The organism is Variovorax sp. LARHSF232 (assembly GCF_052871435.1).
Genome location: NZ_JBIXJS010000011.1, coordinates 117,994 through 141,078 on the forward strand (window position 1 = coordinate 117,994; position 23,085 = coordinate 141,078).

Consider the following 23,085-nt stretch of genomic DNA (forward strand, 5'->3'; position numbering starts at 1 on the left):
GACTGAAGCTCAGGGCGCGGGCGTCGGCAGCGGCGGCGACCGCGGCTTGGTGCGCTTGGCGTTGCGCGCTTCCAGTTCGGCCCGCTCCTGCTCGGCCTGCTTCAGCTTGGCCTCGTAGCGCTCGCGCTCGATCTGCTCCTGCGAGCGCCGTTCGGCTGTCTTGGCCTGCTCCTGGGCGTGCGCACGCTGCTTTTCCTCGTAGGCGCGGCGGTTGGCGGCGGCCTGTGCGTCCCTGGCCTGACGGTCGGCGGCACGTTCGGCGGCTCGCTGTTCGCGGTTTTGCTGCGACTGCTGGGCCCGCTCGCGGTTGGCAGCGTCTTCGGCAGCCGACGCGGGACTGGCCTTCTGATCCAGCCTTTCGAGAGCGGCGGCGGCGCGGCGCTTGCGCTCCGCATCGTTAAGGATGGCTTCCTGCCGGTTCAGGTCCTCGACCTGCACGCGCCGGCGGCGCCGGGCATCGGTCAGGCAGTCTTGCACCGCGAACTTCTGATGGCAGACCGCGCGCTCCTGCCCGTAGCGCTCATCGATGGCCTTGCGCTCGCCCGCGATGCGGGTCTTCTCGGCCTCCGCATCAGCCTGGGCCGACGGCGCCTGCGCCGCGGCCGGCAAGGCCAGGGCTGCGAGGAGGAAAAAAGGAAGGAAACGCCTTGTCTTCATGTGATGCGGGTATCGACCGACCGTGGCTCCAGGGCCAGGAACTCCGCCGACTGCATCTCGTGCAAGCGCGAGACGGTGCGGGGAAACTCGTGGACCAGCGGGCCTTCGGTGTACAACGCCTCAGGCGGCACCGCTGCCGACATGATGAGTTTGACACGCCTGTCGTACAGCACGTCCACCAACCATGTGAAGCGGCGGGCTTCCGAAGCCATCCGCACCGGCATGTACGGCACGTCCGACAGCAGCACGGTGTGGAACTGGCTGGCAATTTCCAGGTAGTCGTTCTGCGAGCGCGGGCCGCCGCACAAGGTCTTGAAGTCGAACCAGACCACGCCGCCGGCCTTGCGCCGCGCGCGGATCTCGCGCGCTTCGATGTGCAGCACCGGGTCTTCGTCGGCATGCGTTTCGGCCAGGCGGTGGAAGGCCTCGCGCATCTCGTGATCGGCCTCGGCGCCATTGGGCGTCAGGTACAGGCGCACCGTCTCCAGCGTGCGGCGCCGATAGTCGGTGCCGTTGTCGACGTTGATCACCTCCATCCGCTCGTTGAGGAGTTGGATGGCCGGCAGGATGCGGTCCCGGTGCAGGCCGTTCGGGTACAGCCCGTCCGGCTTGAAGTTGGAGGTGGTGACAAAGCCCACTCCGTTGTCGAACAGCGCCACCAGCAGGCGGTGCAGGATCATCGCGTCGGTGATGTCGGCGACATGGAACTCGTCGAAGCAGATCAGCCGGTAGCGCTTGGCCATGCGCCGGCCCAACTCGTCCAGCGGATTGACGGTGCCCTGCAGATCGGCCAACTCGCGGTGCACCTCGCGCATGAACTCGTGAAAGTGCAGGCGCGTCTTGCGGTGCAGCGGCACGGCCGTGTAGAAGCAATCCATCAGGAAGCTTTTGCCGCGCCCCACCCCGCCGTACATGTAGACGCCGCGCGGAATATCCGGCCGGTTGATCAGCTTCTTGAAGGCGTTGGAGCGCTGGGCCTTGTAGGCGACCCAGTCCTGGCAACAGCGCTCCAGCGCGTCGATGGCGCGCAGCTGCGCGGGGTCGCTCTGGAAACCCCGCGCCTTCAGCTCCGCCTCGTAGACGGAGCGCACCGAAGGTGCGCTGACGTCGTTCACGCTCAAAAATTCAGCGTGCGCTTGTCGACCGCCAGGGCAGCTTCCTTGGTCGCTTCGCTCAGGGACGGGTGCGCGTGGCAGATGCGGGCGATGTCCTCGGCGCTGGCCTTGAACTCCATCGCCACCACCGCCTCGGAGATGAGCTCGCTGGCCATCGGGCCCACGATGTGAACGCCCAGGATCTCGTCGGTGGCGGCATCGGCCAGGAACTTCACCATGCCGGTGGTGTCGCCCAGTGCGCGCGCGCGGCCGTTGGCCAGGAAGGGGAAGGTGCCGGCCTTGTAGGCGCGGCCTTCGGCCTTGAGCTGCTGCTCGGTCTGGCCGACCCAGGCGATCTCGGGCGAGGTGTAGATCACCCAGGGGATGGTGTTGAAGTTGACGTGTCCATGCTGGCCGGCAATACGCTCGGCCACCGCCACGCCCTCTTCCTCGGCCTTGTGCGCCAGCATCGGGCCGCGCACCACGTCGCCGATGGCCCAGACCTTGGGAAGATTGGTCTTGCAGTCCGCGTCCACCACGATGGTGCCGCGCTCGTCGAGCTGCAGGCCCACCGCTTCGGCATTGAGGCCGATGGTGTTGGGCACGCGGCCGATCGAGACGATCAGCTTGTCGACTTCGATCTGCTGCGCTTCGCCCTTGGCGTTTTCATAAGCGATGCTGACGCCCTTCTTGGAGGACTTCACTTCGCCGACCTTCACGCCCAGCTCGATCTTCAGGCCCTGCTTGTCGAAGGCCTTCTTCGCTTCCTTGGCGATCTGCTCGTCGATCACGCCCAGGAAGGTGGGCAGCGCTTCCAGCACGGTCACCTCGGAGCCGAGGCGGCGCCAGACCGAACCCATTTCCAGGCCGATCACGCCCGAGCCGATCAGGCCCAGCTTCTTGGGCACGCCGCCGATGCGCAGGGCGCCGTCGTTCGACAGGACGTTCTCCTCGTCGAAGGGAGCGCCGGGCAGTGCACGGGCGTTGGAGCCGGTGGCCAGGATGATGTGCTGGCCGGAGATGGTTTCCTCGGCTGCGCCGCTCACCTTGATCTCGTAGCCGCCCTCGCCAGCCTTCGCGAACGAGCCGCGACCGTGGAAGAACGTCACCTTGTTCTTCTTGAAGAGGAACTGGATGCCGTCGTTGTTCTGCTTCACCACCGCATCCTTGCGGCCGACCATCTTCGCCAGGTCCAGGCCCAGGCCTTCGATCTGGATGCCATGGTCGGCGAAGTGCTTGCCGGCGTGCTCGTAGTGCTCGGACGACTGCAGCAGCGCCTTGGAGGGAATGCAACCCACGTTGGTGCAGGTGCCGCCCAGGGCGGGGCCGCCCTTGGCGTTCTTCCACTCGTCGATGCAGGCCACATTGAAGCCCAGCTGCGCCGCGCGGATCGCGGCAACGTAGCCCCCGGGACCGCCGCCGATGACGACGACGTCGAATTGCTTGTTGGACATCTGCTTCTCCTTAGATGTCGAACAGCAGGCGAGCGGGGTCTTCGAGCGCCTCCTTCATGGCCACCAGGCCCAGCACGGCTTCGCGGCCGTCGATGATGCGGTGGTCGTAGCTCATGGCCAGGTAGTTCATCGGGCGCACCACGATCTGGCCGTTCTCGACCACGGCACGGTCCTTGGTGGCGTGCACGCCCAGGATGGCCGACTGCGGCGGGTTGATGATGGGGGTGGACAGCATCGAGCCGAACACGCCGCCATTGCTGATGGAGAAGGTGCCGCCGGTCATCTCTTCGATGCCCAGCTTGCCGTCGCGCGCCTTGGCACCGTACTCGGCAATCTTCTTCTCGATGTCGGCAAAGCTCATCTGGTCGGCATTGCGCAGGATCGGTACCACCAGGCCGCGCGGCGAACCGACGGCGATACCGATGTCAAAGTAGCCGTGGTAGAGGATGTCGTTGCCGTCCACCGAGGCGTTGAGCACCGGGTACTTCTTGAGGGCGTGCACCGCGGCCTTCACGAAGAAGCTCATGAAGCCGATCTTGACGCCGTGCTCCTTCTCGAACTTCTCCTGGAAGCGCTTGCGCATTTCCATCACGGGCGCCATGTTCACCTCGTTGAAGGTGGTCAGGATGGCGTTGGTGCCTTGCGATTGCAGCAGGCGCTCGGCGATGCGGGCGCGCAGGCGGCTCATCGGCACGCGCTGTTCGGGGCGCTCGCCCAGGTCGGGCGCGCTGGTGGGCGCGGCGACTTGCTGCAGGGCCGGCTTGGCGGCGGGCATCGGGATCACAGCGGCCGACTGCGCCGGCTTGGCGCCGCCAGCCACGGCCGCCAGCACGTCGCCCTTTGTCACGCGGCCGTCCTTGCCGGAGCCGGCCACCTGGGCGGTGGTGAGCTGGTTGTCAGCCAGCAGCTTGGCAGCCGCCGGCATGGCGACGTCGCCCTTGCTGCCGCCGGTTGCTGCCGGGGCGGCAGCGACTGCGGGGGCCGATGCAGCGGCAGGGGCTGCGGGTGCCGCCGCGGGTGCAGCGGCGCCGGCCTTGGCGGCCGTGTCGATCTTGGCGATCAGCTGTTCGGCGACCACGGTGGCGCCGTCGCCCGCGATGATCTCGGACAGCACGCCGGCTGCCGGTGCCGGCACTTCCAGCACGACCTTGTCGGTCTCGATCTCGATCAGGATTTCATCGATCGCCACGGCCTCGCCGGGCTTCTTCTTCCACTGCAGCATGGTGGCTTCGGCCACCGATTCGGACAACTGGGGGACTTTGACTTCTACGATAGACATTTGAAGGGTGCTCCGCTTCGTGTTCTCTGATTGACTTTGGTCGTTGTTCTTACTTGGTCAGCACGAAGCCCTTGAGCTTGCCGAAGGCGCCATCGACCAGTGCCTTCTGCTGTTCCTGATGCAGGTGCGAGTAGCCCACCGCCGGCGAGGCCGAGGCGGCGCGGCCGGAGTAGCCCAGCTTCTGGCCTTCCTGCATGTTCTCGTGGATCTGGTGCTGCACGAAGAACCAGGCGCCCTGGTTCTGCGGCTCGTCCTGGCACCACACCACGTCGACCAGATTCGGATACTTCTTCAGTTCCGCAGCAAAAGCCTTGTGCGGGAAGGGGTACAGCTGCTCGACCCGGATGATCGCGACGTCTTCGCGGTCCAGTTCCTCGCGCTTCTTGGCCAGGTCGTAATAGACCTTGCCCGAGCACGCGACCAGGCGCTTGACCTTCTCGGCCTTCAGGTCGCGGCTGTCCGGAATCACCGTCTGGAAGCTGCCCTTGGTGAACTCGGACAGCGGCGAGGTCGCATCCTTGTTACGCAGCAGCGACTTGGGCGTCATGATGACCAAGGGCTTGCGCAGGTTGCGCACCACCTGGCGGCGCAGCACGTGGAAGATCTGGCTGGCCGTGGTGGGCTGCACGATCTGCATGTTGGTGTCGGCGGCCAGTTGCATGAAGCGCTCCAGGCGCGCCGAGCTGTGCTCGGGGCCTTGGCCTTCGTAGCCGTGCGGCAGCATCAGCGTGATGCCGTTGACGCGGCCCCACTTCACTTCGCCCGAGGCAATGAACTGGTCGATCACCACTTGCGCGCCGTTGACGAAATCACCGAACTGCGCTTCCCAGATCACCAGGGTGTTGGGGTCGTTGGAGGCGTAGCCGTATTCGAAGGCCAACACCGCTTCTTCCGACAGGATCGAGTCGATCACGACGAAGGGCGCCTGGTTGTCGGCCACGTTCTGCAGCGGCACGAAGGTGCCCTCGTCGAACTTCTCGCGGTTCTGGTCGTGCAGCACCGCGTGGCGGTGCGTGAAGGTGCCGCGGCCGCAGTCCTCGCCCGACAGGCGCACCGGGTAGCCGCTGGAGACCAGCGAAGCAAAGGCCATGTGCTCGCCCATGCCCCAGTCCACGTTCACCTCGCCGCGGCCCATGGCGGCGCGGTCGTCCAGCACCTTCTTCACCAGCGGATGTACCGTGAAGTTGGCAGGCGTCGACGTGACGCGCTCGGCCAGGCGCTTCCATTCGGAAGTCGGGATCGCGGTGTCGCCCGCATCAGTCCACTTCTTGTTGAGGAAGGGGCTCCAGTCGACCGCGTACTTGCTCTTGAAGTTGGTCAGCACCGGGTCGATGGTGTGCTTGCCGGCGTCCATGGCGGCGCGGTAGGCCTTGACCATGTCGTCGCCCAGCGTGTCGCCCAGGCCCTGCGTCGCCAGCTTGTCGGCGTACAGCTTGCGCGTGCCGGGATGCTTGGCGATCTTCTTGTACATCAGCGGCTGGGTCAGCGAGGGCGTGTCCTGCTCGTTGTGGCCCAACTTGCGGAAGCAGATGATGTCCAGCACCACGTCCTTCTGGAATTCCATGCGGAACTCCAGCGCCAGCTGGGTGGCCAGCACCACGGCCTCGGGGTCGTCGCCGTTCACGTGCAGCACCGGCGCCTCGATCATCTTGACGATGTCGGTGCAATACAGCGTGGAGCGGCTGTCGCGCGGGTCGCTGGTGGTGAAGCCGATCTGGTTGTTGATGACGATGTGCACCGTGCCGCCGGTGAAGTAGCCCCGGGTCTCGGCCAGCGCCAGCGTTTCCATCACCACGCCCTGGCCGGCAAAGGCGGCATCGCCGTGCACCAGCACCGGCAGCACCTGCTTGCCTTGCGGGTCGGCGCGGCGGTCCATGCGGGCGCGCACCGAGCCCTCGACCACCGGGTTCACGATTTCCAGGTGCGAGGGATTGAAGGCCAGGCTGAGGTGCACCGGGCCGCCGGCCGTCGTCACGTCCGAGCTGAAGCCCTGGTGGTACTTCACGTCGCCGCTGGGCAGGTCTTCAGGCGCGGTGTGGTCGAACTCGGCGAACAGGTCGGCCGGCATCTTGCCGAGCGAATTGACCAGCACGTTCAGGCGGCCGCGGTGGGCCATGCCGATCACGATTTCCTGCACGCCCTTGACGCCGGCCTGGTTGATGAGCTCGTCCATCGAGACGATGAAGCTCTCGCCGCCTTCCAGCGAGAAGCGCTTCTGGCCGACGTACTTGGTGTGCAGGAAGCGCTCCAGGCCTTCGGCGGCCGTCAGGCGATCCAGCACATGCTTCTTCTCGTCGGCATTCAGCTGCGGGTTGGTGCGCGCGCTCTCGAGCCGCTCTTGCCACCAGCGCTTTTGCGTCTGGTCGGTGATATACATGTACTCGGCGCCGATCGAGCCGCAGTAGGTCTCGCGCAACGCATTCAGCAGGTCGCGCAGGGACATGGTGTCCTTGCCGAAGAAGGTGTTGCTGGTGTTGAACACCGTCTCGAGGTCGGCGTCCTTGAAGTCGTAGAACGAGGGCTCCAGCTCGGGAATGGCGGGGCGCTCGGCGCGCTTGAGCGGATCCAGGTCGGCCCAGCGAGCGCCGACATTGCGGTAGGCGGCGATCAGCTGCTGGGCGGCGGTGCGCTTGCGGCCCAGTTCGGAATCGGCGCCGCTGGCCTGCACGACCTTGGTCGTGCCCTTCTTGGCCAGGTCGGCAAAGGCGTTGATGACCGGCTGGTGCGGAACATCCTTGGTGTTGCTGCCGTCGGTGGCGGGTACGTTCTGCAGCGCGTCGAAGTACGAGCGCCAGTTGTCCGGCACGCTGGTGGGATTGGCGAGGTAGTTCTCGTACATCTCTTCGACGTACGGAGCGTTGCCGCCAAAGAGATAGGTGTTGCCTTGATAGGCTTGATAGACGCCCGGACCGGACGTCGAAGACGGATCGCTCATGTTGCGCTGACCTTCGCTTCCCTGCAGGAAGCACTAGCTGGTTGGAAAAACCTTCCGCGACACGGCTGAACCGATTGGCGGATGCGACTGTGGCTGGAAGGGCCTGAGTACCCTCGCATTGTGCCACTTCAAGAATATGGCAGCGCCCGGCGCGAATTCCAGACCGTCTGATTCAGGCTTGCACGAGCTGCTTGATCTGCTGCAGCGAGGCCGGATCGTCCATGGTCGTGAGGTCGCCCGGGTCGCGTTGCTCGCACACGGCCTGGATGGCCCGGCGCAGCAACTTGCCGCTGCGCGTCTTGGGCAGCGCCGAGACGAAGCGCACGCGCGCCGGCCGCGCCACCGCACCCAGTTCGTCGTTCACGCGCTGCATGATTTCGCCCTCGAGTGCCAGGGCGCGCGCGTTGTCGCCGAGGACCGCCGAGTCCTTGGGCACGACAAAGGCCATGGCCACCTGGCCCTTGAGCGCGTCGGCCACGCCAACCACCGCCACTTCCGCGACACCGGCATGGCCGGAGATGCATTCCTCGACCTCGCGCGTACCCAGGCGGTGGCCTGCCACGTTGATCACGTCGTCGGTACGGCCCAAGATGTAGAAGTAGCCGTCCTCGTCGCGGATGCCCCAGTCGAAGGTCGAATACACCATGCAGCCGGGAATGCTCTTCCAATAAGTGTTGACGTAGCGCGCGTCGTCCTTCCACACGGTCTGCATGAAGCCGGGCGGTGTCGGGCCCTCGATCGCGACTACGCCCTTCTCGTTGGCGCCAGTCAGTTCCTCGCCGGTGCTCTCGTGAACGATCTTCACCTTATAGCCGTACATCGGCAGGCCGGGGCTGCCGAATTTGCTGGGCCTCTGCTCCACCCCGTTGGCGAGGGCAATGATCGGCCAGCCCGATTCGGTCTGCCAGTAGTTGTCGATGATGGGCACGCCCAGGCCATCGCTGATCCAGCGCGCCGTAGGCTCGTCCAGCGGCTCGCCGGCCAGGAACAGCGCACGCAAGGAAGACAGGTCGTACTTCTTCAAGAGCGCCGGGTCTTGCTTCTTCAGCACACGCACTGCCGTCGGCGCGCTGAACATCACCGTCACCTTGTACTTCTCGACCAGGCGCCACCAGATGCCGCCGTCAGGCTCGCGGTTCATGCCCTGCGTCGGCAGGCCCTCGTACATGAGCGTGGCCATGCCGGCGATCAACGGACCGTAGACGATGTAGCTGTGGCCCACCACCCAGCCGATGTCGCTGGTGGAGAAGTAGGTCTCGCCCGCACGGCCATCGAAGATGTGCTTCATGCTGGCCGCCAGCGCTACCGCGTAGCCGCCGGTGTCGCGCTGCACGCCCTTGGGCCGGCCAGTGGTGCCGCTGGTGTAGATGGTGTAGCTGATGTCGGTGGCGGCCAGCCAGGTGCAAGGCACGTCAGTCGACGGGAGCCTGGCGGCCACCTCGCTGGCCAGGTGGTCGCGCCCCGGTGTCAGCGCCATCGGCGCCAGGCCGCGATCGGTCAGCAGCACCGCTTCGGGCTTGTAGCTGGAAATGCGGATGGCTTCATCGAGCAGCGGCTTGTAGGCCACCACCTTGCCGCCGCGCGAACCGGCATCGGCGCTGACGATGACCTTGGGCGCGGCGTCCTCGATGCGGGAGGCCAGCGCGCCGCTGGCAAAGCCGCCGAACACCACGCAGTGGATGGCGCCGATGCGCGCGCAGGCCAGCATGGCAAAGGCTGCCTGCGGAATCATCGGCATGTAGATCAGCACGCGGTCCCCCTTGCCCACGCCCAGTGCCAGCAGGCTGGCGGCGCTGCGCTGCACCTCTTCGTGCAGCTGGCGGAAGGTGTAGGTCTTCTCGCTGCCCGTTTCGGTGGAGACATGGATCAGCGCCGGCTGGTCGCCGCGCGCCGCCAGGTGCCGGTCGACTGCGTTGTGGCACAGGTTGGTGGTGCCGCCGACGAACCAATTCACGAAGGGCGGCTTGTCGGCATCCAGGATGCGCGCCGGTGGCGTTTGCCAGTCGATCAGCTTGGCCTGCTCGGCCCAGAAAGCCTCGGGCGATTCGATCGACTGACGGTAGAACTCGTCGTAGCGGCTGGTGGGGCTCATGGTTCCTTGTCTCCTCGTTCACGCCTTCGCAGGCCCTGCCCGCAGTCTCAACGCACCAGCGCCAACGCCTCGCGGAAGGCCGGATGCTCGCAGCCGCGCAGCCATTCGAAAGCCACCATTTCGGTCGTCACCAGCTCGGCGCCGGCACCGGCCAGGCGGTCGAAGGCGGCGTCGCGATTGCGCTCGGTGCGCGAGCTGCAGGCGTCGGTGACGACCCAGACCTCGAACTCGTCCTCGATCAGGTCCAGCGCCGTCTGCAAGAGGCAGACATGGGCCTCGCATCCGGCGATGACGATCATGTTGCGCTCCTCGGCCGCGGGCACCGCCTTCTGCAGGTGCTTGGGCAGGCTGCGCGCGTTACCGCGCGGCGCTGCGGGTGTGGGGGTGCGCAGCCATTCGGCCAGGCCTTCCTCCACCGCGCTGAACTGCATCTTGGACAGGGTGCGCAGACACAGGGCGCGAATCTCGGGCAGATTCGGGCCCAGGCCGGACGGGTTCTCTTCCGTGCCCCAGGCCGGCACCTTCAGCAGCTTGGCCAGCTGGCCCAGGCGCACGGCATTGCGGGTCACGGCCTCGGCCTCGAAGATGGCGGGCATCAACTTGGCCTGGTAGTCGACCAGCACGAGTTGGGATTGGGAGGCGTCGAGCAGCATGGTTTCAGGTTCAAAAGCGATGGTTCGACCGTACCACCGAAAGACAGCCATCAGCGCGGCAGGAGCTTGAGTTCGCTGGCTCAGCAGCCGAAAAGGGCATCAGGGCTGCAGCCGAATCAGCTGCCCGTTGCTCTGGTCGGTCAGCACGTAGAGCAGGCCGTCGGGGCCCTGGCGCACATCGCGGATGCGGGCCCGCCCTTCGTCCAGCAGCTTGTGCTCGGCCGCCACCTTGCCGCCTTGCAGATCGATGCGGTCCAGGTAGCCGAACTTGAGGGAGCCGACAAAGAGATTGCCGCGCCAGCTCTTGCCATAGCGGTCGCTGCTCAAAAACACCATGCCGGAGGGCGCGATGGAAGGCACCCAGTGGTGCAGCGGCTGGTCCAGGCCTTCCCTGGCGCTGATGCCCTCGCCGATCTTGCCGCCGCCATAGTTCTCGCCGTAGGTGATGACCGGCCAGCCGTAGTTGTGCCCGGGCTGCACGATGTTGAGCTCATCGCCGCCCTGCGGCCCGTGCTCGCTCATCCACAGGCGACCATCAGGCGCCCAGGCCAGGCCCTGGCCGTTGCGGTGCCCATAACTCCAGATCTCCGGCAGTGCGCCGGCCCGTGCGACAAAGGGGTTGTCTGGCGGCGCCGCGCCCTCTTTGGTGACGCGCACGATCTTGCCCAGGTGGTTGTCCAGGGTTTGTGCATCGTCCTTGCGGTTGAAGCGGTCACCCAGGGTCATGAACAGCGTGCCGTCCCGTGCCTCGGCAATGCGGCAGCCAAAGTGGTTGCGGCTTGCCACCTTGGGCTTCTGGCTGAAGATCACGCGCACGCCTTCCAGGCGGGCACGGTCGGTCGAGAGTTGGGCCCGCGCCAGGGCGGTGCTGTTGGTGCGGCCGCCCTCGGCTTCGCTATCCGGCTCGGAATAGCAGAAGTACAGCGTGCGATTGGTTTCGAAGGCGGAATCCAGCACCAGATCCAGCAATCCGCCCTGGCCGCCGACGGCCACTGGCGGCACGCCCAAGAGAGGCGGGCCGACCTTGCCATCCGCCTCGACGACGCGCATGCGGCCCAGTTTTTCGGTCACCAGAAAACGGCCGCCGGGCAGGAAGGCCAGCGCCCAGGGGTTTTCGAGACCGCGCGCCAACACCACCGGGCGCGGCTCGGCAAGCGCTGCGGTAGCGCCAAAAACCGCCAAAAGCCAGGCAAGAAAGCACGGAAAGCGCATAAAGCCTCCAGTCCAAATAAGAAAACTTTGCCATTACTTGCTTGATCCACCCATCGAGGGCGGGCCAAACAAGTTACATTTCCATAATCAAACGTCTGGGAAAAAGCATTGTGCGACAAGGAGTTGCAGGTCGTATTTCATCTGCAACTTTGTTTGACATGACCCAATGTCATCAATATCCTACGCGTCATGCGTTTTATCGTCTTACCTGTACTCCTGCTGGCCGTGTGCACGACCGCCATCGCGGCACCGCAGATCGAGCGCAATGACGAGATCGGCCGCCTGATGGTCGACCAGGGCTTGATCGCCCAGCTCGAGCAGGTTCGCCAGACGGTCACGGACAGGACTTCTGTCCTGGTAACCGGCGCCCTCGGTTTTCTGGGCGTACCCTACCGGCGTGGCGGCAACACCGCCGAAACCGGGCTCGACTGCAGTGGCTTGGTGCGCGCCGTATACAACCAGACCTTGGGCCTGGTGCTGCCGCGCCGCGCCGAAGAGCAGGCCGCGGCCACCGAGAAGATCGACCGCTCCGAGCTCAAACCCGGCGACCTGGTTTTCTTCAACACCATGCGCCGCGCCTTCAGCCATGTGGGCGTCTACATCGGTGACGGCAAGTTCGTCCATGCGCCCCGCACCGGCGCATCCGTGCGCATCGAAGACATGAACGGCAGCTACTGGCAGCGCCGCTTCAATGGCGCGCGGCGCGTGGTCGCTGGCGGCGACGCGGCTGCGGCACCGGCCGGCGAATAGTCCGGCACTCGGTTTTCAGTCTTCTCGCAGCTGCCCGCGCAGCTCACCACCAGGGAAGGTGGACGAGTGGACATTGACGTAGGCAACGCCGGCGCGAATGGCGTCCGCCATCTCTTCGAACTCCATCGCGGCGACCCCCTGCGCCGCAGCGGCCGCGCCCACATTGGCGGCTTGCAGGACGCCCTGGACGCTACCCGATTGCACGCATTGCGGCGCCAGGCCGGTCGGGTCGGGGTTGGCCGCAGTCTGGCAGAGAAACACCATGATCGCGCCGTTCACCCCTCTCTGCCCCAAGTGGATGTGCGCCTGGCGCACCTCGCCTTGCAGGTCTCGATAGGAAAGCTCATAGCGGATGGAGGCGGACTTGCGGTCGAGCGATGCCTTGAAACGCCCCGAGGCGGTCGATGACACCGAGGGAACCTCCGCGTAACTCCTGAGCTGAGTTTCGAAATCATCGTTCGCGAAGGCGTTGCCTGCGGCGAGAAGGACGGCAATGCCCGCGAGACTGGCGAGCGGGGACACTGCCGTGGACTGCGTTGAATGCATGGTGCGCTCCTTGAAGACAAGCCGTGATGGCAGCACGAATGTTCCGCGCTGCGAGGCGCCATGGCTATTCCAATGAAGGCAACGTGTGTTTCATTGCATGAGCAACCCGCCAGTGGCGGGCTTGCTGCTTCTAGCGCCTCTGTGGCGGCAAGTCCGTACAGCTGCCGTGCGCCGCCTCGGCCGCCAGGCCCACGCTCTCGCCCAGGGTCGGGTGCGGGTGAATGGTCTTGCCGATGTCGATGTCGTCGGCGCCCATCTCGATGGCCAGCGCAATTTCGCTGATCAGGTCGCCGGCGTGGGTGCCGACGATGCCGCCGCCCAGGATTCGGTGTGTTTGCGCGTCAAACAGCAGCTTGGTCATGCCCTCGTCGCGGCCGTTCGCAATCGCACGGCCCGAAGCGCTCCAGGGGAACAGGCCCTTCTTGATCGCAATGCCTTCCGCCTTGGCCTGGTCTTCGGTAAGGCCGACCCACGCCAGCTCGGGATCGGTGAAAGCCACGCTGGGAATCACCCGCGCATTGAAGGCAGCGCTCGCCAGTTCCTTGTCGCCCTTTTGTTCGCCGGCAATGACTTCGGCCGCCACGTGTGCCTCGTGCACGGCCTTGTGCTCGAGCATCGGCTGGCCGACGATGTCGCCCACCGCAAAGATGTGCGGCACGTTGGTGCGCATCTGGATGTCGACCGGAATGAAGCCGCGATCGCTGACTGCGATGCCGGCCTTCTCCGCGGCGATCTTCTTGCCGTTGGGGCTGCGGCCCACGGACTGCAGCACCAGGTCATAGAGCTGCGGCTCCTTGGGCGCCTGCTCGCCCTCGAAGCTCACGCGGATGCCCTCCTTCGTCGCCTCGGCGGCCACCGTCTTCGTCTTGAGCATGATGTTGTCGAAGCGCGGAGCGTTGATCTTCTGCCAGACCTTCACCAGGTCGCGGTCGGCGCCCTGCATCAGGCCGTCCAGCATCTCGACGACATCCAGGCGCGCGCCCAAGGTCGAATACACCGTGCCCATCTCCAGGCCGATGATGCCGCCGCCCAGGACCAGCATGCGCTTGGGCTCGTGCGCCATCTCGAGCGCGCCGGTGGAGTCGACCACGCGCGGATCCTTCGGCATGAAGGGCAGCTGAACCGACTGCGAGCCGGCCGCGATGATGCAGTGGCGGAACTTGATGACCTGCTTCTTGCCGCTCTTGTCCTGGCCGCTGCCGGTGGTTTCTTCCACCTGCACGTGGTAGGGGTCGAGGAAGCTGCCGACGCCGCGCACGGTCGTCACCTTGCGCATCTTGGCCATGGCGGTGAGGCCGCCGGTGAGCCGGCCCACCACCTTGTTCTTGTAGCCCAGGAGCTTGCTGCGGTCCACCTTCGGCGTGCCGTAGTCCACGCCGAGGTCGGCGAAGTGCTTCACCTCGTCCATCACCGAAGCCACGTGCAAGAAGGCCTTGGACGGGATGCAGCCCACGTTGAGGCAGACGCCGCCCAGGGTCGAATAGCGCTCGACCAGCACGACCTTGAGGCCCAGGTCGGCAGAGCGGAATGCACCCGAGTACCCGCCGGGGCCGGCGCCCAGCACCAGCACGTCGCATTCGAGGTCCACCGGACCGCCGTAGCTGCCGGCCGGGGCCGCCGCCACCGGCGCGGGCGCCGGGCTGGCGGCGGGCGCTGCTGATGCAGGTGCCGCGGCTGCAGCGGGTGCTGGTGCCGGAGCCGGTGTGGGTGCACCTGCGCCCTCTTCCACCTCCAGCGTCAGCACCACCGAGCCTTCGCTCACCTTGTCGCCCACCTTCACGGCCAGCGACTTCACGGTGCCGGCGTGGCTGGAGGGAATCTCCATCGAGGCCTTGTCCGATTCGACCGTGATCAGCGACTGCTCGGCCTTGATCTTGTCGCCCACCTGGACCAGCACCTCGATCACCGCCACTTCGTCGAAGTCGCCAATGTCGGGCACCTTGATTTGTTGTTCGCTCATTTTTTCTACACCTTCAACTTGAGTGTGAATACGTCGACCGGTCCGGCCGAATTGCGATCGAATTCGCAGGCGGCATCGATGCCGGCCTGGGCAATCTCGCGCGCCGTGCGCGCCTTGGCGTAGGCCGCATGCATGGCGCCGAGCGCAAAGCTGCGCCCCGAGCCGATGCTCCAGAACTCCTTGAACTCGAACACCTCGCGGTAGCTGTAGACGCCGAAAATGCCTGCACGATTGGCGATCAGCAGCGTGAACTGGCTCGACTCGTACGGGTCATGGTCGTCTTCCTTGGTCTGCAGGAAGAAGTGTTCCTTGAGCACCGGATGCAGGCGCATCAGCGTGCGAAACACGTCGTCCTTGCTGCCAAGGCGCAGTTCTTCCCGGGGCTGCGCTGCCAGCGCATGCCGCAGCACCAGGAAATGCGCGGCGGCCCCGGCAGCGGCAAAGATGCTCTTGCCCTGCGCGTCTTCCACCACGAAGGCCTTCTGGTTGGCCTCCATGCGATGCGACAGCCGCGTGTCCCCGAAGGTGACCAGCGTGTCGGCCATCAGCGCCACCTGGCCGCCTTTGCGGACGGCCACTACCGTGGTCATGCGTGCGCCCTGAAGTGGCTCACAGCAGGATCCGGCGGAAGTCCGCCAGCACCTGGCCCAGGTAGGCGTTGAAGCGCGCGGCCGACGCGCCATCGATCACCCGGTGGTCATAGGACAGAGACATCGGCAGGGTCAGGCGCGGCACGAACTGCTTGCCGTCCCACACCGGCTTCATCGCACTCTTGGACAGGCCCAGGATGGCGACTTCCGGGGCGTTGATGATCGGCGTGAAATGCGTGCCGCCGATGCCGCCCAGCGAGCTGATCGAGAAGCACCCGCCCTGCATGTCGGCCGCGCCCAGCTTGCCGTCGCGCGCCTTCTTGGCGAGTTCGCCCATCTCCTGGCTGATCGCGAGGATGCCCTTCTGGTCGGCGTTCTTGAGCACCGGCACCACCAGGCCGTTGGGCGTGTCCGCCGCGAAGCCGACGTTGAAGTACTGCTTGTAGACCAGCGCGTCGCCGTCCAGGCTGGTGTTGAACTCGGGGAACTTCTTGAGCGCCGCGACCACCGCCTTGATGACGAAGGCCAGCATCGTCACCTTGATGCCGGACTTCTCGTTCTCCTTGTTGGTGGCCACGCGGAAGGCCTCCAGCTCGGTGATGTCGGCCTCGTCGTTGTTGGTGACGTGCGGGATCATCACCCAGTTGCGATGCAGGTTGGCGCCGCTGATCTTCTTGATGCGGGACAGCTCCTTGCGCTCGAACTGGCCGAACTTGCTGAAGTCCACCTTGGGCCAGGGCAGCAGGTCCAGGCCGGCGCCGCCGCCGGCCGCCGCGGGACGTGCGCCAGCCGCCGCCTTGGGCACCACCTGGCCGCTCATCACGGCGCGGGTGAAGTTCTGCACGTCGTCCTGGGTGATGCGGCCCTTGAGTCCGCTGCCCTTCACTTCGTCCAGCGCCACGCCAAGCTCGCGTGCGAACTTGCGCACCGAGGGCGAGGCATGCGGCAGCTGGCCGCTGGGGGCCGCGGTCGGCTCATGCGCTGGCACGGCTGCTGCAGGCGCAGCGGCAAGCGCCGGGGCTGGAGCTGCTGCAGCTGCCGTTGCGGGCGCCGGCGCTGCGGCCGCCGGAGCCGGTACAGGCGCTGCGGCACCGGCGGCGCCTTCCAGCACCGCGATCAGGTCGCCCACGTTGACCTTGTCGCCCACCTTGACCTTGAGTTCCTTCAGGGTGCCGGCGGCCGAGGACGGAATCTCCATCGAGGCCTTGTCCGATTCGACCGTGATCAGCGACTGCTCGACCTTGACGGCATCGCCCGGCTTGACCAGCACTTCGATGACGGCCACGTCCTTGAAGTCGCCGATGTCGGGCACCTTCACCTCGACCGGGCCGCTGCTGGCAGCCGGCGCTGCGGCTGCAGGCGCCTGGGCCGGGGCGGCGGCAGGTGCCGGTCCAGGTGCCGGCGCAGGCGAAGACGCTGCAGCCGGCGGGGCTGCGGCTCCAGCCCCTTCGGCCTCGAGCACCAGCACCACGCTGCCCTCTTTCACCTTGCTGCCAACCTGGACCTTGAGCTCCTTGACGACACCGGCGGCCGACGAAGGAATCTCCATCGAGGCCTTGTCCGATTCGACCGTGATGAGCGACTGCTCGGGCTTGACCGTGTCGCCGACTTTGACCAGCACTTCGATGACTGCGACCTCGTCGAAATCGCCGATATCCGGCACCTTCACTTCCACAATTGCCATGTTGTGTCTCCCGCTCGAAAGCGTGTTGTTGCTTGTTGAGGTTGTTGATTACGCGTAGAGCGGGTTGACCTTGTCGGCGTTGATGCCGTACTTCTTGATCGCTTCGGCCACCTTGGCCGCCGGCAGCACGCCGTCTTCGGCCAGCGCCTTGAGCGCCGCCACCACGATGTAGTGGCGGTTGATCTCGAAGTGCTCGCGCAGCTTGCTGCGGAAGTCGCTGCGGCCGAAGCCGTCGGTGCCCAGCACCTTGTAGTTGCGGCCCTTGGGAATGAAGGCGCGCACCTGATCGGCATAGGCCTTCATGTAGTCGGTGGATGCCACCACCGGGCCGCTGCTGGCCGCCAGCTGCTGCGCGATGAAGGGCACGCGCGGCTCGTCGGTTGGGTGCAGCAGGTTCCAGCGATCGGCGTCCAGGCCGTCACGGGTCAGCTCGTTGAAGCTCGGGCAGCTCCAGATGGCGGCTGCCACGCCCCAGTCTTTTTCGAGCAGCTCTTGCGCGAAGAAGGACTCCCGCAGGATGGTGCCGCTACCCAGCAGTTGCACCGAGGGCGCTTCCTTGCCCTTGGCTGCCTTGATCACCGGCGCCTGCTTGCACAGGTACATGCCCTTGATGATCTGCTCCTCGGTGCCGGGTTGCAGCCCGGGCATCGGGTAGTTCTCGTTGAGCAGGGTGATGTAGTAGTAGACGTTGTCCTGCTTTTCCACCATGCGCTTCAGGCCATGGTGCAGGATCACGCCGACTTCGTGCGCGAAGGTCGGGTCGTAGCTCAGGCAATTGGGAATGGTGTTGGCCAGGATGTGGCTGTGGCCGTCCTCGTGCTGCAGGCCTTCGCCGTTGAGCGTGGTGCGCCCCGAGGTGCCGCCCAAGAGGAAGCCGCGTGCCTGCATGTCGCCGGCCGCCCAGGCCAGGTCGCCGATGCGCTGAAAGCCGAACATCGAGTAGTACACGTAGAACGGCACCATGATGCGGTTGCTGGTGCTGTACGACGTGGCAGCTGCGATCCAGCTGGACATGCCGCCGGCCTCGTTGATGCCTTCTTGCAGGATCTGGCCGGACTTGTCTTCCTTGTAGTACATGACCTGGTCCTTGTCGACCGGGGTGTACTGCTGCCCTTCGGGGTTGTAGATGCCAACCTGGCGGAACAGGCCTTCCATGCCGAAGGTGCGTGCCTCGTCGACCAGGATCGGCACCACGCGCGGACCCAGCGCCTGGTCACGCAACAGCTGCGTGAGGAAGCGCACATAGGCTTGCGTGGTGGAGATCTCGCGCCCTTCGGCCGTGGGCTCGAGTACCGCCTTGAAGGTTTCGAGCGAAGGCACGGTGAAGCTCTCTTCGGCCTTGGTGCGGCGGTACGGCAGGTAGCCGCCCAACGCCTTGCGGCGCTCGTGCAGGTACTTCATCTCCGGCGTGTCGTCGGCCGGCTTGTAGAACGGCAAATCGGCGATCTGGCTGTCGGGAATCGGGATGTTGAAGCGGTCGCGGAAGGCCTTGATGTCCTCATCGCCCAGCTTCTTGGTCTGGTGCACGGTGTTCTTGCCTTCGCCGATCTTGCCCATGCCGAAGCCCTTGACGGTCTTGATCAGGAGCACGGTGGGCTGGCCGGTGTGCTTCACCGCCGAAGCGAAAGCCGCATAGACCTTCTGCGAATCGTGGCCGCCGCGGCGCAGGTTCCAGATGTCGTCGTCGCTCATCTTGGCCACCATCTCCGCCGTGCGCGGATCGCGCCCGAAGAAGTGCTTGCGAACATAGGCGCCGTCGTTGGCCTTGAAGGACTGATAGTCGCCGTCGTTGGTCTCCATCATGATCTTGCGCAGCGCACCTTCCTTGTCGCGCGCCAGGAGCGGATCCCAGTTGCTGCCCCACAGAAGCTTGATGACGTTCCAGCCGGCACCACGGAACTCGCCTTCCAGCTCCTGGATGATCTTGCCGTTGCCGCGCACCGGGCCGTCCAGGCGCTGCAGATTGCAGTTGATCACGAAGATCAGGTTGTCCAGCTTCTCGCGCGCCGCCAGGCCGATGGCGCCGAGCGACTCGACCTCGTCCATTTCGCCGTCACCGCAGAACACCCAGACCTTGCGGTTGGCGGTGTCTGCGATGCCGCGGGCATGCAGGTACTTGAGGAAGCGCGCCTGGTAGATCGCCATCAGCGGGCCCAGGCCCATCGAGACCGTGGGGAACTGCCAGAACTCGGGCATCAGCTTGGGATGCGGGTAGCTCGACAGGCCCTTGCCGTCCACTTCCTGGCGGAAGTTGAGCAGTTGCTCTTCGGTGAGGCGCCCTTCCAGGTAGGCGCGGGCATAGATGCCAGGAGAGACGTGGCCCTGGATGTAGAGGCAGTCGCCGCCATGCTTCTCGCTCTCGGCATGCCAGAAGTGATTGAAGCCGGCGCCGAACATGCTGGCCAGCGAGGCAAAGGAGCCGATGTGGCCGCCCAGGTCACCGCCCTCGGGCGGGTGCAGGCGGTTGGCCTTGACCACCATCGCCATCGCGTTCCAGCGCATGTAGGAACGCAGCCGTTCCTCGATCTCGATGTTGCCGGGATTGCGCTCTTCCTGGTCGGTCTCGATGGTGTTGACGTAGGCGGTGTTGGCCGAGAAGGGCTTGTCGATGCTGTTCTGCCGCGCATGCTCCAGCAGTTGTTCCAAGAGGAAGTGGGCGCGCTCGCGCCCCTCGCTCTGGATCACGGCGGACAAGGCGTCCATCCATTCGCGCGTTTCTTGCGCGTCCGCATCGTTTGCCGCTGCCGAACCGAATGTGTTTTCGGGATTTGCCGACATGCTTTGTCTCCTTGATGGGTGTGGCTGTAATTTAGTGCCGGTTGAGGTTGCGCGGCAGTTTCCCACAAAAAAGTGCAAATTTCAAATGGTGCTTTCACATCTTGCAATGTGAAATTACAAGACATTGGCATGGCAATCGTTGTCGCAACCCAAGGTGTCTTGACCGTTCCCCTACACTCGCGCGATGCCCCCGCCTCCCCTGCCGTCCACCGCGGTCCGAGCGAGTTCGCGCTCGTCCACGTCCTCATCGCCATGGGCGGTCTGGCGGCGCGGGTGGCGCCGCCAGACGCCGATGCTGCAAGACGCCGTCGCCATGCTGGCGCCGATGGCGGCGGTATTGCTCTTTCTGTCGGCCATCGTCGCGGCCTTCTGGTATTTGCGCGCCGAAGAACTGGAGCGCGAACAGGAGTCGGTGCGGCGCGACGTCGAATACGCGCAGCAGCGCGTTCGCCTGCGCTTGCTGGAGCGCCAGGAACAACTGATGCGCATGGCCCGCGACGCCGGCAACCGGGAGATCGACGCCAGCGAATTCGTCAGCCGTTCCGAGTCGCTCGTCAGCCAGTTTCCGGAGCTTCAGGCCATCAGCTGGATCGACGACCGCCGGCGCTTCCAGGCCAGCTATTCGGCGCCCAGCGTGCATCCTTCCCAGCAGCACCTGGCCGGCGATGTGCTGCGGCCCGGCGACATCGAAACCCACTACGCGCTGGCGCGCGAGCTGCGGCAACCGGTGTTCTCGCAGCCCAGCAGCGGTGGCGACCTGCCGGCAGTGCTGCAACTGCACATCCCGCTGTTCGACCAAGGCCTTTTTGCCGGCGTGGTGCTGGGCGAATTTTCCATCGACGGGCTGCTGCGCTACGGCATTCCGCCCGAGGTGGCGGCTCGCTACGCGGTGGCGCTGCTCGACGGCAACGGCAGGCTGATCGCCGGCAACAAGGTCAGCCCGCCGGAGCCCGGACAACGCATGCTGCCCTGGCATAAGCACCTTAACGAATACGAAGTGCCCGTCTCGCCGGTGGGCAACAGCCTGCTGCTGCGAGCCCAGGCCTACCGCACTTCGCAAGGCCTGGTGGGCAACGGCCTGTTCTGGCTGGTGGTGGCGCTGAGCGTGCTCACCAGCTGGATGCTGATCGGCACCTGGCGCCACACGCGCCGGCGCCAACAGGCGCAGCAGGCGCTGGTCGCGGAAACCAATTTTCGCCGCGCCATGGAGAACTCCATGCCCACCGGCATGCGGGTGCTCGACCTGGAAGGCCGCATCACGTACGTGAATGCCGCCTTTTGCGCCATGACGGGCTGGAGCGAGGAAGAGCTGGTCGGCCAATCGCCTCCCTTCCCCTACTGGCTGGAGGCCGACCGCGAGATCATGAACGAGCGGCTCGAGGAAGAGCTGCATGGCCGTTCACTGCCCGGCGGCTTCCAGGTGCGGGTCAAGCGCAAGAACGGCAGCGTGTTCAACGCCCGCCTGTACGTCTCGCCCCTGATCGATGCGCGCGGCCACCAGACCGGCTGGATGACCTCGATGACCGACATCACCGAGCCCACCCGCATCCGCGAGCAGCTGTCGGCCTCCTACGAGCGCTTCACCACCGTGCTGGAAGCGCTCGACGCGGCCATCTCGGTGGCGCCGATCGGCAGCGAAGAACTGTTGTTTGCCAACAAGCTGTACCGCCTGTGGTTCGGCTCCGACACGGTGGGCCACCTGGGGATGGTGGCCCAGGCCGGCGTCCCTCCTGCGGCCTCCCATGACGAGGAGATGGATGACGTCGACGCCTTCGCCGGCCTGCCGCTCGATTCCCTGACCGGCGCCCAACCGGCCAACAACGAGATTTTCGTGCCCGAGCTGGGCAAGTGGCTGGAAGTGCGTTCGCGCTACCTGACCTGGGTGGACGGCCGGCTGGCGCAGATGGTGATTGCCACCGACATCACGCAGCGCCGCGACGCCGAAGAGCAGAACGCGGCCCAGGCCGACCGCGCCCAAGCCGCCAGCCGCCTCATCACCATGGGCGAAATGGCCTCCAGCGTGGCGCATGAGCTGAACCAGCCGCTCACCGCCATCACCAATTACTGCAATGGGATGGTGTCGCGCATCAAGGGCTCGCAGATCGATTCGGACTCCCTGCTCTCGGCGCTGGAAAAGACATCGCGCCAGGCGCAGCGCGCCGGCCAGATCATCCAGCGCATCCGCACCTTCGTGAAGCGCAGCGAACCCAACCGCACGCCGGCCGAGGCCACCACCATGGTGAGCGAGGCGGTCGAGCTGGCCGGCATCGAGCTGCGCCGGCGCAACGTGCGCCTGAACCACTACGTGGCGGCGCGCCTGCCGGTGCTGCAGGTGGACCCGATCCTGATCGAGCAAGTGCTGGTGAACCTGCTGCGCAATGCGGCCGAGGCCATCGACGTGGCCAGGCGCCCGCCGGCGCGCCGCAGCGTCGAGCTGCGTGTGCTGCCGCGCGTGATCGACGGAAACCCGGCGGTGGAGTTCTCCGTGCAGGACACCGGCATGGGCCTGGCCCCCGAAGTGATGGAGCGCCTCTATGAAGCCTTCTTCTCCACCAAGCCCGAAGGCATGGGCATCGGCCTCAATCTGTGCCGCACCATCGTCGAGTCGCACAAGGGCCGGATGCAGGCGGAGAACATCTACAATGGTTCAGAGGTCGTCGGGTGCCGTTTCTCATTCTGGATTCCGGTACTCGACGCCATGAAATCAATAGCAAGCGACGAGGCAAAGGTACCTGCATGAGTTTGATTCCCAAGAAGGGCACGGTCTATGTCGTCGACGACGACGAAGCCGTCCGTGATTCGCTGCAATGGCTGTTGGAAGGCAAGGACTACCGCGTTCGCTGCTTCGACTCCGCAGAATCGTTCCTCTCGCGCTACGACCCGCGCGAAGTGGCCTGCCTGATCGTCGATATCCGCATGGGCGGCATGACGGGTCTCGAATTGCAAGAACGGCTGATCGAGCGCCGCTCGCCGCTGCCCATCGTGGTCATCACCGGCCACGGCGACGTGCCGATGGCGGTCGACTCGATGAAGAAGGGCGCCATGGATTTCATCCAGAAGCCCTTCAATGACGAAGAACTGGTGGCCCTGGTCGAGCGCATGCTCGAGCATGCCCGCGGCACCTTTGCCCAGCACCAGCAGTCTGCGAGCCGCGACGCCCTCTTATCCAAGCTCACCGGCCGCGAGGCACAGGTGCTCGAGCGCATCGTCGCCGGCCGCCTGAACAAGCAGATCGCCGACGACCTGGGCATCAGCATCAAGACGGTGGAGGCGCACCGCGCCAACATCATGGAAAAGCTCAACGCCAACACGGTGGCCGACCTGCTCAAGATCGCCCTCGGGCAAGTCGCCGCGAAGGCCTCCTGAGGCCACACCCCTCCAACCCCCACGAATACGCCTGC

16 protein-coding genes are annotated in these 23,085 nt (G+C 65.5%); 3 read left to right on the forward strand and 13 right to left on the reverse strand.

What is annotated here, in order from left to right; all coding sequences use genetic code 11:
• Positions 1–9: 9 nt before the first annotated feature.
• The 8 genes from ACIPRI_RS23025 to ACIPRI_RS23060 all read right to left on the reverse strand — a co-directional run bounded on the left by ACIPRI_RS23025 (position 10) and on the right by ACIPRI_RS23060 (position 11,376).
• Entirely contained in the window at positions 10–657 is a 648-nt protein-coding gene (locus tag ACIPRI_RS23025; protein ID WP_446623814.1) for a hypothetical protein, read from the reverse strand.
• Complete coding sequence (zapE, locus tag ACIPRI_RS23030) at positions 654–1,772, reverse strand: cell division protein ZapE (RefSeq protein ID WP_446623815.1); 1,119 nt, start codon at positions 1,770–1,772, stop codon at positions 654–656. Before zapE ends, ACIPRI_RS23025 begins: the two co-directional genes overlap by 4 nt.
• Before the next feature lie 2 nt (positions 1,773–1,774).
• Positions 1,775–3,205, reverse strand: coding sequence for a dihydrolipoyl dehydrogenase (gene lpdA, locus ACIPRI_RS23035; protein WP_446623816.1), 1,431 nt, complete (start codon positions 3,203–3,205; stop codon positions 1,775–1,777).
• Positions 3,206–3,215: 10 nt separating this feature from the next.
• Positions 3,216–4,484, reverse strand: a complete 1,269-nt coding sequence (gene odhB / locus ACIPRI_RS23040; RefSeq protein WP_446623817.1) for a 2-oxoglutarate dehydrogenase complex dihydrolipoyllysine-residue succinyltransferase — start codon at positions 4,482–4,484, stop codon at positions 3,216–3,218.
• A 49-nt stretch (positions 4,485–4,533) separates the two neighbouring features.
• Positions 4,534–7,419, reverse strand: coding sequence for a 2-oxoglutarate dehydrogenase E1 component (locus ACIPRI_RS23045; RefSeq protein WP_446623818.1), 2,886 nt, complete (start codon positions 7,417–7,419; stop codon positions 4,534–4,536).
• A gap of 172 nt (positions 7,420–7,591) precedes the next feature.
• A complete protein-coding gene (locus ACIPRI_RS23050) occupies positions 7,592–9,511 on the reverse strand; it encodes a propionate--CoA ligase (protein WP_446623819.1) in 1,920 nt (639 codons plus the stop codon).
• Positions 9,512–9,558: 47 nt separating this feature from the next.
• Entirely contained in the window at positions 9,559–10,164 is a 606-nt protein-coding gene (locus ACIPRI_RS23055; RefSeq protein WP_446623820.1) for an isochorismatase family protein, read from the reverse strand.
• Between the two features lie 99 nt (positions 10,165–10,263).
• A complete protein-coding gene (locus ACIPRI_RS23060; protein WP_446623821.1) occupies positions 10,264–11,376 on the reverse strand; it encodes a PQQ-dependent sugar dehydrogenase in 1,113 nt (370 codons plus the stop codon).
• Positions 11,377–11,565: 189 nt separating this feature from the next.
• Here ACIPRI_RS23060 and ACIPRI_RS23065 point away from each other — a divergent pair, with 189 nt between their 5' ends.
• Complete coding sequence (locus ACIPRI_RS23065) at positions 11,566–12,126, forward strand: C40 family peptidase (RefSeq protein WP_446623822.1); 561 nt, start codon at positions 11,566–11,568, stop codon at positions 12,124–12,126.
• A 15-nt stretch (positions 12,127–12,141) separates the two neighbouring features.
• On the opposite strand, the gene ACIPRI_RS23070 is transcribed toward ACIPRI_RS23065, so the two are convergent.
• The 5 genes from ACIPRI_RS23070 to aceE form a co-directional block, all read right to left on the reverse strand.
• Positions 12,142–12,672 carry a CHRD domain-containing protein gene (locus ACIPRI_RS23070; RefSeq protein WP_446623823.1) on the reverse strand — a complete coding sequence of 177 codons (531 nt, stop codon included), beginning with the start codon at positions 12,670–12,672 and terminating at the stop codon, positions 12,142–12,144.
• Between the two features lie 130 nt (positions 12,673–12,802).
• Positions 12,803–14,632, reverse strand: coding sequence for a dihydrolipoyl dehydrogenase (gene lpdA, locus ACIPRI_RS23075; protein ID WP_446623824.1), 1,830 nt, complete (start codon positions 14,630–14,632; stop codon positions 12,803–12,805).
• Positions 14,633–14,637: 5 nt separating this feature from the next.
• On the reverse strand, positions 14,638–15,222 hold the full coding sequence (locus ACIPRI_RS23080) for an MFS transporter (RefSeq protein WP_446623825.1): 585 nt from the start codon (positions 15,220–15,222) through the stop codon (positions 14,638–14,640).
• Positions 15,223–15,241: 19 nt separating this feature from the next.
• Complete coding sequence (gene aceF, locus ACIPRI_RS23085; protein ID WP_446623826.1) at positions 15,242–16,906, reverse strand: dihydrolipoyllysine-residue acetyltransferase; 1,665 nt, start codon at positions 16,904–16,906, stop codon at positions 15,242–15,244.
• 48 nt (positions 16,907–16,954) lie between these two features.
• The gene (aceE, locus tag ACIPRI_RS23090) at positions 16,955–19,684 is read right to left on the reverse strand and encodes a pyruvate dehydrogenase (acetyl-transferring), homodimeric type (protein ID WP_446623827.1); all 2,730 of its coding nucleotides are present in this window, start codon (positions 19,682–19,684) and stop codon (positions 16,955–16,957) included.
• 184 nt (positions 19,685–19,868) lie between these two features.
• On the opposite strand from aceE, the gene ACIPRI_RS23095 reads away from it, so the two are divergent.
• Positions 19,869–22,424: a PAS domain-containing sensor histidine kinase gene (locus ACIPRI_RS23095; protein WP_446623828.1), complete on the forward strand. Its 2,556-nt coding sequence runs from the start codon at positions 19,869–19,871 to the stop codon at positions 22,422–22,424.
• Positions 22,421–23,050, forward strand: a complete 630-nt coding sequence (locus tag ACIPRI_RS23100; protein WP_446623829.1) for a response regulator transcription factor — start codon at positions 22,421–22,423, stop codon at positions 23,048–23,050. The genes ACIPRI_RS23095 and ACIPRI_RS23100 overlap by 4 nt, the downstream gene beginning before the upstream one ends.
• Positions 23,051–23,085 lie beyond the last annotated feature (35 nt).